The sequence below is a fragment of the Hydrogenophaga palleronii NBRC 102513 genome (assembly GCF_001571225.1).
Taxonomy (GTDB): Bacteria; Pseudomonadota; Gammaproteobacteria; order Burkholderiales; family Burkholderiaceae_C; genus Hydrogenophaga; species Hydrogenophaga palleronii.
The window spans coordinates 1-11,903 of record NZ_BCTJ01000062.1; the positions used below are offsets into that span (position 1 = coordinate 1).

The 11,903-nt window shown below is 65.8% G+C and carries 11 protein-coding genes; 3 read left to right on the plus strand and 8 right to left on the minus strand.

Annotated features, from left to right (window positions below; translation table 11 throughout):
- The first annotated feature begins 83 nt into the window (after positions 1–83).
- Entirely contained in the window at positions 84–866 is a 783-nt protein-coding gene (locus tag HPA01S_RS21560; protein WP_066273417.1) for an SDR family NAD(P)-dependent oxidoreductase, read from the plus strand.
- A 35-nt stretch (positions 867–901) separates the two neighbouring features.
- Complete coding sequence (locus tag HPA01S_RS21565; protein ID WP_066273418.1) at positions 902–1,885, plus strand: alpha/beta hydrolase; 984 nt, start codon at positions 902–904, stop codon at positions 1,883–1,885.
- 126 nt (positions 1,886–2,011) lie between these two features.
- On the opposite strand, the gene HPA01S_RS21570 is transcribed toward HPA01S_RS21565, so the two are convergent.
- The 7 genes from HPA01S_RS21570 to HPA01S_RS21600 all read right to left on the minus strand — a co-directional run bounded on the left by HPA01S_RS21570 (position 2,012) and on the right by HPA01S_RS21600 (position 11,253).
- On the minus strand, positions 2,012–3,712 hold the full coding sequence (locus tag HPA01S_RS21570) for a flavin-containing monooxygenase (RefSeq protein ID WP_245638721.1): 1,701 nt from the start codon (positions 3,710–3,712) through the stop codon (positions 2,012–2,014).
- 46 nt (positions 3,713–3,758) lie between these two features.
- Positions 3,759–4,574: an SDR family NAD(P)-dependent oxidoreductase gene (locus HPA01S_RS21575; protein ID WP_066273421.1), complete on the minus strand. Its 816-nt coding sequence runs from the start codon at positions 4,572–4,574 to the stop codon at positions 3,759–3,761.
- A gap of 54 nt (positions 4,575–4,628) precedes the next feature.
- Complete coding sequence (locus HPA01S_RS21580; RefSeq protein WP_084360900.1) at positions 4,629–5,852, minus strand: ABC transporter substrate-binding protein; 1,224 nt, start codon at positions 5,850–5,852, stop codon at positions 4,629–4,631.
- 215 nt (positions 5,853–6,067) lie between these two features.
- Complete coding sequence (locus HPA01S_RS21585) at positions 6,068–6,541, minus strand: DUF3237 domain-containing protein (RefSeq protein ID WP_066273423.1); 474 nt, start codon at positions 6,539–6,541, stop codon at positions 6,068–6,070.
- A 32-nt stretch (positions 6,542–6,573) separates the two neighbouring features.
- A complete protein-coding gene (locus tag HPA01S_RS21590; RefSeq protein WP_066273425.1) occupies positions 6,574–7,722 on the minus strand; it encodes an acyl-CoA dehydrogenase family protein in 1,149 nt (382 codons plus the stop codon).
- A gap of 29 nt (positions 7,723–7,751) precedes the next feature.
- The gene (locus tag HPA01S_RS21595) at positions 7,752–9,878 is read right to left on the minus strand and encodes an acetate--CoA ligase family protein (protein ID WP_066273427.1); all 2,127 of its coding nucleotides are present in this window, start codon (positions 9,876–9,878) and stop codon (positions 7,752–7,754) included.
- 13 nt (positions 9,879–9,891) lie between these two features.
- Complete coding sequence (locus HPA01S_RS21600; protein ID WP_066273429.1) at positions 9,892–11,253, minus strand: MmgE/PrpD family protein; 1,362 nt, start codon at positions 11,251–11,253, stop codon at positions 9,892–9,894.
- A gap of 178 nt (positions 11,254–11,431) precedes the next feature.
- On the opposite strand from HPA01S_RS21600, the gene HPA01S_RS23285 reads away from it, so the two are divergent.
- Positions 11,432–11,686, plus strand: a complete 255-nt coding sequence (locus tag HPA01S_RS23285) for a hypothetical protein (RefSeq protein WP_157085138.1) — start codon at positions 11,432–11,434, stop codon at positions 11,684–11,686.
- 67 nt (positions 11,687–11,753) lie between these two features.
- Here HPA01S_RS23285 and HPA01S_RS23890 read toward each other — a convergent pair whose 3' ends face one another.
- Positions 11,754–11,900 (minus strand): integrase core domain-containing protein, encoded by a 147-nt coding sequence (locus HPA01S_RS23890; RefSeq protein WP_084360901.1) that lies wholly within the window; start codon positions 11,898–11,900, stop codon positions 11,754–11,756.
- Positions 11,901–11,903 lie beyond the last annotated feature (3 nt).

Sequence of the window (11,903 nt, forward strand, 5' to 3'; positions counted from 1 at the left end):
TTGGCCTGAACTTCTGAGCAGCGGTTGCATTACGCAACTCAATGGGCCTGCGTGCGGGGCCTTTTTCACTAATGGAGACAGTCATGAATCGTGTTGAAAACAAGGTTGCCGTCATATCCGGGGGGGCGAGTGGTCTGGGAAAGGCTGCGGCCAGACTCCTCGCGGCGCAAGGTGCCGCTGTGGTCATTGCCGATCTGAACGAGGCCGCCGGTCACGACGTGGTGGCCGAGATCGCGGGGCAGGGCGGGAGGGCCGAGTTCATCCGCCTGGATGTGACGCAGGAGCAGGACTGGGTGCAGGCCTACGAAGGGGTGCTCGCGCGGCATCAACATGTGGACGTCGCGGTGCACGCCGCTGGCATCTTCATCGCGCAGTCCTTCCCGTCCGAAACCGACTACGAGCTCTGGCGCAAGGTGATGTCGGTCAATGTCGATGGCGTGTTCCTTGGCACCAAGCACGCCGTGGCGGCCATGCAGCGCTGCGCCACGCCGGCGGGCTCGATCATCAACCTCGCCTCCATCATGGGCCTGGTGGCCATGCCGGGGCGGGCCGCCTACGCCGCGTCGAAGGGCGCGGTGCGCCTCTACACGAAATCGGTGGCGCTCTCGTGCGCCGAGCGCCAGTTGCCCATCCGTGCCAACGCCATCTGCCCGGGCTTCATCCACACCGAGATGCTCGACAGCGCCGCCCGCACGCTGTTCGACAGCTACGAAGAGGGGGTGGCGCACTACTCGAACCTGCAACCGGTGGGCCGCCTGGGCACGCCGGAGGACATCGCGCGCGCCATTCTTTACCTGGCTTCCGACGAGTCGGGGTTCATGACCGGGTCCGACCTCGTGATCGATGGCGGTTACACCGCCCGTTGAGCGTTGGCCGGCAGGCAGAAAGCACCAATGCAGCCATGAAACCCAATGAAGACGTCGCCGCCTTTCTGAAGTACCGGCTGGAGAACCGGCTGCCCGACTACCACCGGATGACGCCCGCCGAGGCGCGCCAGGTGCTGACGCAGGCACGCCTCGCAGCCAAGCTGCCTCCGCCAACGGTGGGGAGTACCCACGACATGAAGCTGGAGCTGCCTGGCCGGACGCTGTCGTTGCGCCACTACCGGCCCGAACGGGTCCCCCAGGAGCAACAGCTTCCCGCACTGGTGTTCTTTCATGGAGGCGGCTGGGTGCTGGGCGATCTGGACACGCACGATGTACTGTGCCGGCAGCTCGTGCGTGGCGCGGGCTGCAGCGTGCTCTCGGTTGACTACCGGCTCGCGCCGGAGCACCCGTTTCCCGCTGCCGTGAACGATGCGTGCGAAGCCACGGCCCATCTGCGGGCGAATGCCCGAGCATGGGGCGTTGATCCGGCGTGCATCGTGCTGGGTGGCGACAGTGCGGGCGCCGCGCTGGCCACTGTGGCCGCGTTGTCCATCTGCCATGCAGCGTCCGATCGGAAACTCGACGCGCCGGCGCTGGCCGGCCAGTTGCTGATGTACCCCTGCGTGGACCTGACCCTGAGCAGCCGGTCCCAGTCGATCCAGTGGCCGGGTTTGTCGGTCACGCATGACACCTTGAAGTGGTTTCGCGGGCACTACCTCTCGGCCGCCGAGCAGCAGGCGGACTGGCGCGCGTCGCCTTTGCTCTCGCCGGACTTGCAGCGACTGCCACCGACCTGCATCGTCACCGCCGGGCTGGACCCGCTCGTGGACGACGGCTTTGCCTACGCCAGGCAGCTCGGTGAGGCCGGCGTGAACGTGGCGCACAGGCACTTTCCCGGACAGATCCATGGCTTTCTGACCATGAGCGGTGTGCTGCCCTCAGCCCTTGCGGCCCTCGATGCGGTTTCTGCAGAGCTGCGCATCCTCTTTTCCAGCGTGGTCGACACCCCGGACGCCTGAGAGGGGTTCCCACAACGGCGTGCCAGGTCGGCACTGGCATGCCGAGCTGCCTGGCGGTGCCGTCGAAGCCGTGCTCCGCCATGCCTCACCGGCCAGCGGAGCGCACGGGACGGTTCGGCCTTGCGTTCAGCAGGAAGGCGCGGCTTGCTCGGCAGGTGCTGCTGCCGGCGCCTTCGAGAACGTGAACCGTTCGTACCCGCCGCGGGCCACGTTGTCGCAAATGTCCCGGTACACCCCGAAGCCGCCCGAGTAGGGCATGAAGACCTTGGGTTTTCCGGGAATATTGGAACCTAGGTACCAGGAATCCACCGTGGAGGTGAGCGTGGTGCCTGCGGCCTCATTCACGGTTTCGACCCACGCCTGGTCGGATTGAGCCGTCGACTCGATGGTCGCCAACCGGTGCCGCCGCATGTGCGCGACGCAGTCGGCAAGCCAATCCACCTGCTGCTCGGTCGATGTGATGACGCACCCCCTGACGGCTGGGCTGCCTGGCCCCGCCAGCATGAAGAAATTCGGGAAACCATGGACCATGAAGCCCAGCGTGTTCTTCGGGCCATCGGCCCAGGCGTCCTGGATGGTGATGCCATCGCGGCCCTTCAGGTTCAGCTTCAGGATGGCGCCGGTCAAGGCGTCGAAACCGGTTGCAAAGACGATGGCGTCGAGCGGGAAGTGGTGCTGGCTGGTGGACAGTCCATCGGTCGTGAGGCCAACGATGGGTTCCTGCTTCAGATCGACCAGCGTGACGTTGGTCTGGTTGAAGGTTTCGTAGTAGCGATCACCCAGTACAGGCCGCCGGGCGCCCAGGGCAAAGGTGGGCGTGAGACGTGCGGCGATCTCGGGATCGTTCACGGCGTCGCAGATCTTGCGTTTCACGAACGCCGACGCTTCCACGTTGGCCTTCTCGTTCGTCAGCATGTCGGTGAAGGCCTGGAGAAACGCGAAGCCGCCATTTTTCCAGCGGCGCTCCAGCTCTTCTGCTCGTTCCTCAGATGACACATCGAAGAACCGATGGGGTCCGGGATTCGCCCAGAACCCCGTGGGGGCACTGCGCTGGAGCGTGCGCAGTTGCGCATAGTCGGAGCGAATCCGCGCAGATTCCTCCTCGGACACCTCGCGGTGCTCCGCCGGCAGCACGAACTGGGGCGTGCGCTGGAACACGAAGGTCTGCGCCGCCTGTCTGGCGACCATCGGAATGGTCTGCACGCCCGATGAGCCGGTGCCGACAATGCCCACGCGTTTCCCGGCAAAGTCCACCGCCTGGTGGGGCCAGGCCCCGGTGTGGTGTATCTCGCCAGCGAACGTGTTCAGGCCGGGCAGGGGTGGCACGTTCGAGTCGGACAGCGGCCCTGTCGCGGCAAACAGCAACGGGGCCCGGTGCGTGGCGCCCACATCTGTCTGGACGACCCACTCCTGGGCCCGTTCATCGAAGTGGGCCCCGTCCACCCGCGTGTTGAACCGGATGAAGGGTCGCAGCGCGAACCGGTCGGCGACATGGCCGGCATAGGCCAGGATTTCCTCCTGCTTCGCATACCGCTGCGACCACTTCCACTCCCGCTCCAGCTCGGGTGAAAAGGAGTAGGAATACCAGGTGCTCTCGATGTCGCAGCGTGCGCCCGGGTACCGATTCCAGTACCAGGTGCCACCGACGTCACCGCCCCGCTCGAAGACCACCACAGAGAGCCCGAGTTCGCGCAGCTTGTGAAGCAGGTACAAGCCCGAAAATCCGGCGCCAATGATGATGGCGTCACTGCTTTGACTGTTTTGCATGAAATAAACCTTGTTGACGGGAGCACGCGCGGCAGGGTTTACTGCCTCGGCACGCGTCATGACACTTGCATGGAAAGCGCTGCTCGCTTGAACCGGCTCGGAGAACCTAGCTGGCGGACACCACGGAATCGGTAGACACGAAAACGCCTCCGCTGGCGCCGATGCGGCCGCCGTCGACGACCAGTTGCGTTCCGGTCACGCTGCCCGCTAGGTCCGAACAAAGGTATAGCGCCGCGTTGGCGATCTCGTCGGGGGTGGCGTACCGCCCCGTCGGAATGGTGGCGTTGATGCTCTGCCGCGTCTTGTGCGGCTCGGTCGGGTTGCGCAGCCGCTCCAGCCGCTGGATCATGGGCGTATCGACCGCACCGGGACAGATGGCGTTGACGCGAACACCGTATGCAGCAGACTCGGAAGCTGCCACGCGGGTGAGGGACAGCACGGCGCTCTTCGACGCGCTGTAGGGTCCCTGTCCGGCCGAGCCCAGCAAGGCAGCAATGGACGAGGTGTTCACGATGGCACCACTTCGCTGCTCCTTCAGCACGGGAAGGACGTGGCGCAAACCCAGGAAGACGCCCTTGAGGTTGATCGCGATGACGCGGTCGAACTCATCCTCGTCGTACTCCATGATGGACGTGGTGGCCCCGACGACGCCCGCGTTGTTGAAGAAGCAGTCGATCCGGCCATGGGCTTGCAGGCAGGCCTGGACATAGCCCTGAACGGAGGCGGCCTTCGTCACGTCCGCTTGCACGGACATGGCCGTGTACCCGGCTTTCACGACCGCGTCTGCCACGGTCCGGGCCGCGTCACCATCGGCATCCACGACCACCACCTTGGCCCCGCGCAGGGCAAAGGCCATCGCCGCGGCACCGCCGATGCCACCGCCGCCGCCTGTGATCAAGGCCACCTTGTCTGAGAAGTTCATGTTCCCCACTCCATTGCATACCCACCCGCTGCGCCCGGCAGCCCGGGCGGTGGCTCACTTCGCTTTCACGAGGTCGCAGCCGCCTTCGGCCAGAGGACGCCAGACCTGGTCTGCCGGCATCTCGCCTTTGAAGTGGATGTAGTCGAGTTTGTACTTGGATTCGGCGGGGGTCTTCACCTGCATGACTTGCATGGGACGCATGACCTGTCCGTCTTCGCGGATGCTCACGTTCTTGAACTGGAAGTCATTGATCGGGGTGGATCGCACCTTGGCGGCCACGGCGACGCCTTCATCGGTCCCGGCGGCCGCGACAGCCTTTAGGTAGTGCATGGTGGCGCTGTAGGCCCCGGCGTGGTTGGCGCCCGGCGCAGACCCGCGGCTGCGCTCCATGAAGCGCTCGGACCAGGTCTTGCTTTCGTTGTTGATGTTCCAGGCCCATGGCGATCCGAACACCACGCCTTGTCCCACCTCCAGCCCCATGCCGACGACCCCGTTGAAGCTCATGCTGGTCACGCCCAGCGTCTGCCCGCTCTTGGCCAGGCGGTACTCGCCAGCCTGTTTCATTGCATTGATCAGATCCAGGCCAGAGTTCAGCATCACGACGGCGTTGGCCTTGCTCGCTTGCGCCTGGAGCAAATACTGCGAGAAATCGGTTGTCCCCAGCGGGTGTCTGACCGATCCCGCCACCTTGCCCCCGGCCGCTTCGACGAAACGGGTGGCGGCGGTTTGCATGGCGGCGCCGTACGCATAGTCGACCGTGATGAAGTAGAAAGTCTTGGCGCCCTGCGCCATCAGCGCCTGAATCGATGCCTTGGTCAGCGAGTAGGTGTCGGAGACGAACTGGAACGTCATCGGCGAGCACGATTTACCCGTGAGGTCCGCCGACTGTGAGCCGGTGATGAAGTACGGCTTGTTGTTCTGCTTCATCAGGTTGGCGATGCCGAGTGCGATGGCCGAGTTCGATCCGCCAACGATGGCATCGACCTTGTCGCTCTCGATCCATTTGCGGGCGATGCCGGTGCCCACGTCCGGCTTGTTCTGGTCGTCGGCCACCACCACTTCAATCGGCTTGCCCAGCACTTTCCCACCGAAGTCTTCGACCGCCATCCTGGCGCCCGTCAGCAGCCCAGGGCCCACTTCTCCCGCGTAGGGTCCGGTCATGTCCGACATGACGCCGATCTTGACGACATCGTTCGACACCTGCGCGTGTGCGGCCATCGAAAGCGCCGACATCGCACATGCGATCAACAGAGGTTTGAACTTCTTCACCGTAGCCATGGTTTGTCTCCTGGATAGTTTTTTAGGGGGTGCGGGCATCCTAGGTGGGCAGGCCCGCTTGAGGTTCGACGAAAAGGAAAGACTCGTTTGAAAATTCTGATCGGGTCTGGCAGGACGCGCCCTGGGCAGAGGTAAGGCGAGGTATCGGGGTGCCACGCCAAGCGGACACGCCGCGGGGGTCGCGGCCTACGTCTTGAAAGGCTCGTGGCGCGGGGCTACAGAATCTCGTGGAAGGTGTAGGCGACGGCGTTGGGCAGGCGCCGCCCCACGCCGACCGCGATCAGGCGGTTCAGCCAGTCGTAGGTCGGGCTGGCCGTTTCGAACGTGGGCACGTTGCGCAGGTAGTACTCATCGTCCTGCACCGGCTGGTTGGCCTCGATGCGCAGCATCACCTCCGGGCTGGCGTAGCGCACGCCACGGTAGGCCAGATAGATCAGCGCGCCGTCGTCGGTCTCCAGCGTGAGGCGCGCATCGGTGTGCATGCTGTTGTCGCCCTTGCGCAGAAAGGCGTCGAGACCCCCCGGCAGCACCTTGGCGTAGATGCGCGGGCCGATGAGCGTGCCGCTGGGCAGCACGCGCATGCGGCGCCAACCCGTGGGGGTCGCGCCGAGGTCGTAGGCTGGCCCCATGTCGAGCGTGAGGGTGCCCAGCAGGCGGGACGACAACGCGGGTTCTGCGGCGGTGGTCATGTCGTGCTCCTCACGGTTTCTGCGGATCGTGCTCAGTTGGGCCGCTGCGAGAAGGTGCGGTCGAACACCGCCTCGGCGATCCGGTTCTTCAGGATCTCGATCGAGCCGCCGGCGATCATCCAGCCGCGGCAGCGGCGCATGCAGTACTCGACCAGGGACTCCTGGCTGTAGCCCATGCCGCCGAGCACCTGCATGGCCTCGTTGGACACATCGAAACCGGTCTGGTTGCAGTACGCCTTGGCGATGGCCGTTTCGGTGGGCGAGGGAAAACCGGTGTCGGCATTGGTGGCCGCCCGGTAGAGTAGAAGTTGCGCGGCATCGAGCTTGATGCGCATGTCAGCGAACTTCCACTGCAAGCCCTGGAACTCGCAGAGCAGGCGACCAAACTGTTTGCGTTGCATGGCCCACTCCCGCGCTTCCTCGTAGGCATAACGGCCCAGCGCCAGCGAGCGTGCGGTGTTGCCCAGGCGCTCCACGTTGAAGCCGGCGATCTGCTTTTTGAAGCCGCCTTCACCCAGCACCACCATGTCCTTGGGCACATACACGTTGTTGAAGAAGATCTCGACCCATTCCTCCCCCGAGGTGAAGCGCGAGCGTTTGCCCAGCGTCACGCCGTCCATCTTCGTTTCAATCAGCACCGAGCCGATGCCCTTGACGCCGGGGCCGAAGCGCACATACGTGAGGAACACGTCGGCGTGCGGGCCGTGCGTGGTGAAGATCTTGCTGCCGTTGACGCGAAACCCCTCGCCATCGGGCGTGGCCGAGGTCACCAGCTCAGTGACGGCGGAACCCGCGCCCGGCTCGGTCATGCCGACGGCGATCAGGGCCTTGCCCGCCAGCAGGGGCTGGAGGTACTTCTCCTTCTGCAGCGGGCTGCCGTATTCGGCCAGCACGCGGATGGCGCCGAAGTTGCCTGCCTGAACCACGTCCGCGCTGCGCGGGCAGACGGAGGCCACCGTCTCGATCGCGATCACCGCGTCCATCAGACTGCCGCCCTGGCCGCCATCGGCCTCGGCAATGGTGATACCGAGCAGGCCCTGCGCGGCCATCAGCTGCGCAACGTCGGTGGGGTAGTCGTCGGAATGGGCGCGAGCCAGCGCGCCGGCCTTCAGGTGCTTTTCGGCGAAGCGCCGCACCGCGGTCTGGAATTCGGTTTGTTCGGGGGTGAGGTTGAAATTCATCGTGTGTCAGGGAAGGGTTGCGGTGGGGCTCAGCCGAGCACGATCAGGCCGTCCACGCCGACCACACCATCGCCGGTGGGTTTGACGAACAGCGGGTTGATTTCGGCCTCGGCAATGTGAGGTGTGCGGTGCAGCGACAGCGTGGAGAACGCCACGATGGCATCGGCCAGTGCGTCGCAATCGCCTTGTGGCAGGCCGCGAAAACCGCGCACCAGTTGCGTGGCGCGCACCTCGTCAATCATCTCGACGGCGCGCTCGCGGTGCACGGGCGCCATGGACACCGAAACGTCCGGTGTGAGTTCAGCCGTGATGCCGCCCGCGCCCAGCACCACGATGGGACCGACGAGCGGGTCGTGGCGAAAACCGAGCATCAGTTCGACCAGGCCTTTTTCCATGCGCTGCACGAGGTAGCCTTGCACGGCGGCGTCGGGGGATTTTCCAGCGATGCGATCGCGCATGGTCTGTACCTGTTCGCGCAACGAGGCGTCGTCGCGAATGCCGACGCTCACCCCGCCGACCTCCGTCTTGTGCGCGATGTCGCGAGAGCACACCTTGAGCACCAGGGGATACGGCAGGCCGTGGTCGAGCCGATCGCCTTCGAGAAGGTGCGCCTGGGCCATGCGGATGCCCAGAGAATCAAACACGCGCGAGGCTTCCATCTCGTTCAGTGCGCCGGCGCGCGGAACCTCCTGTGGCCAAACCGGCGCGACCAGGGGCGTACCCCGCTGCGGTGCGCGGCGCGAGAAGAAGGTGGCCAGCGCATCGGCGCAGCCCTCGGGTGTCCGGAAGGCGGCGATGCCCGCCTCCTGCAACAACCGCAGCGACTGCGGCGCGTCGGGCGCGAGGAACACGGCCAGCGGTTTGCCGGCGGGCTTGTCCGCCTCCAGCAGCGGCTTGACGGCCAGGCCCGGGTGGAACTGCGCCGAAGAGCCCACCACGCTGAGCACGCCGTCGCACCAGTCGCTCTGCAGCATCTGCTCGACGAGGTCGCGGTACTGCGCGCTGGTGGCCGCCAGCGTGAGATCGATCACCGGCTGCGAGCGGATCTTCAGACCTCGTGCGGCCATGTGGGCAATGAAATCGGCTGGTGGCGCCACGGCTTCGATGTCGCGCTGGCCGAGCCGGTCCACCACCGACGCGGCGCCACCGCCCGTGGTGGTGATGACCGCCAGACGCGGCTTGCGGCCGGTGATGCAGGGCACGTCCGCGTAGCGCGTGGCCAGGGGCGCCATTTCGAACAGCGTCTCCAGCATCTCCACGCGCAGCACGCCGTGGGCGCGGAAGAAGGCGTCCACCGCGGCGTCGTTGCCGGCGAGCGCGCCGGTGTGCGACTGCGCCAGCGCGCTCCCCATCTCTGAGCGACCGAGCTTGTAGGCGATGACGGGCTTGCGCGCCAGCCGCGCGCGGTCCAGCGCAGCGCCGAGCACCTTGGCATCGCGCAGCGTTTCAAGGAACAGCGTGATGACCTGGGTCTCAGTGTCGTCCACCAGGCCATCGACCACCTCGCCGACCGTGACGTCGCTCTCGTTGCCGACCGACAGCAGCTTGCCGAAACCGAAGCCCCGAGCCGCACCGCGGGAGAGCAGCGAGCCCAGCATGGAGCCGCTTTGCGAGACCATGGCGATGGGGCCACGCACCAAGTGCTCCATCTCGAACACGGCGTTGACCGAGATCAGTGCGCCGTTGTGCACGTTGACGGTGCCGATGCTGTTGGGGCCGATGAGGCGCAGGCCGAGTTCGCGTGCCCGTGCCACGAGGCGGTCCTGCAGCTGCTGGCCCGCCTCGCCGGTCTCGCCGAAGCCATCCGAAAACACGGTGACCACGCGGGCACCGAGCGTCGCGCTCTGCACCAGAGCGTCCTCCACCTGTGCCGCGCCGATCATGACGAAGACATGGTCCACCGGTGCGTCGGGCGTGGCGTCAGCGGCGATGGCGGCGATCGAGGGCCAGGCCTTCTCGCCCAGCACTTCGGCGCGGGTGGCATTTACGGGAAAGACCTGTCCCGCATAGCCGTGCTTTCGCATGAAGCGCAGCGGCCGGGCGGTGTTGCGCGACGCGTCACTGGAGACGCCGACGAGCGCCACGGCGCGCGGTGAGAAGATGGCGTCGAACAGAGAGATGGAGTGCGGCTGGGCCGGCAGGGCTTCGGATTTCATGGGGGCGTTGGGGTCAGGCAATGGCGGGCACGGGCGCCGCGAGATCGAGCGAGGCGACGGGTTGCGCACCGAGATCCCAGAGCTGTGCGAGCAGTGCATCGGTGCGCCCGACACCCAGCACCGGTGCCACCAGCTCGCGGAATTTCGCATCGAGTTCGGTGTCGGTGAGCGGCGCTTCCGGGTCCCCCTTGCGGTAGGGCGAGTGGTGTTCCAGCGTGCGACCGTCCATCATGGTGATGCGCATGCGGGCCGAGCGCATGGAGGGGAAGCCGGCCGTCATGACCGGGTCTGCGGTCAGGCTTACGGTCTTCATCAACTGGCGGATGGCGGGATCGTTCAGGCGGTCGGGTCCGAAGGCGTCGAGGCGGACCGAGCCGCGCAGCAGGGCATGGCAGACCACATAGGGCAGGCTGAACTTGCCTTCGAAGGCGGTGGTCGGGTCGGGGTTGCCCGTGACGTTGAGCGCGACCTGGTAGGTGTCGATGTCGATGGCGCGCACGTGGTGGATGTCGAAACCCGGTATGGCGCGCAGCGCAACGGCCGCGTCGATGGCCGCGAAGGTGTGGCCGCAGCAGGCGTGTGCCTTCATGGTGATCTCGCCAATGTGGTAGCGGGTGCCGAGGCCGTCGGTTGCGCCCTTCCACGACGGGTTGCCAGCGAGCGCGGCGCCGAAACCGACCGCGCCTTCCAGGATGTCGGGCACGCCGGTGACGCCGTGTGCGGCCGACTGCGCGGCCAGCAGCCCGATCTGCGCGGCATGCCCGGCGTGCAGGGCCTTGGTCATGGCGTCGGAGCGGAAGGCCTGCTGCAGCCCCGAGGCGAATGTCGCCGCGGTGGCCATTGCGTGCAGTGCGACGCTTGCCTTGCCGGGTGCCAGCAATGCCGCCGCCGCGGCTGCGGCACCGAATGCGCCCACGGTGCCGGTGGTGTGGAAGAAGCGGTAATGCTCGGGCTGCACGGCCGCGCCGATGCGGGTGGAGATTTCGTAACCGATGACGATGGCGCGCAACAGCTCGTCGCCCGAGGCGCCGATGTCTTCGGCAACCGCCAGGGCCGCAGCGATCGTCGGGCAGCCGGGGTGGTAGACCGCGTCGCGGAAGATATCGTCCATCTCGACGGTGTGCGAGGCGGTCCCATTGATCCACGCCGCCAGTGCCGGGAAACAGGTGGTGCCGAAGCCCGGCAGGCTGGAGCGGCCCACGCCCAGTTCGGCGCGGTGCGCGGCAACCATGGCTGTCCCTGGTGCCACACGGGTGCCCGGGTAGAGGGCTGAGGCCCAGTCGATGAGTGCGCGGCGAGCGTGGTGGCGGATCCCGTTGTCGATGGGCCGCAGGCTTTCGGCGGCCGACCAGGCTGCGTAGTCTTCTAGAAGCATCTTGTCTCTCTGTAGGTCTGCGGAGAATGTATGCGCGAAGCAAGGCCGGACCTATGAAAAAAAGGCAACGCAGCGTTGTCCGCAGGACGGCGGTGCCACGTTGACAGGGGCACAAGCCCCTTGGAATGCGGTGCCCGTGTGCCGCGCGAGAATGCCCCCCTGTGCGGGGGCGCTGCCAATGGAGCGCGAAAACGGACAGGAAGCGATTGAGAGTTATCTGCAGACCCAGAGCGTGATGATCGGAACCGCCAGGGATGTCGAGGAGGCCCGTGGATATGAAGGTCTGTATTTGGCGCGTGTATTGCACGATTTCCAGCGTGAAGCCGGCGTGCTCGCAGTAATTCTGCACCGCGTCACACAGGCCCGGCGCTATCGGGTGGGTGAACGGCATGAAGGACGGGTGCTTGAACGGCGCCATGCCCGGCTTCTTTAGATGTGTCGCCCGCATGCCCTCGGGCAGTGCCGGCAACTGACGTCTCCTCCATATCCGGTAATCACTTCTAAACTGGAGTTGGGCGGCTTCCCAGCTGTTGATCCGACCTCTTTCTGACGAACTCGCTCGGTGTCAGGTGGCCGAGTGATTCATGCGGACGGTGATGGTTGTAGTCATGCTGCCACGCCTTCAATTTTTCCCGCGCATCCTGCATCGC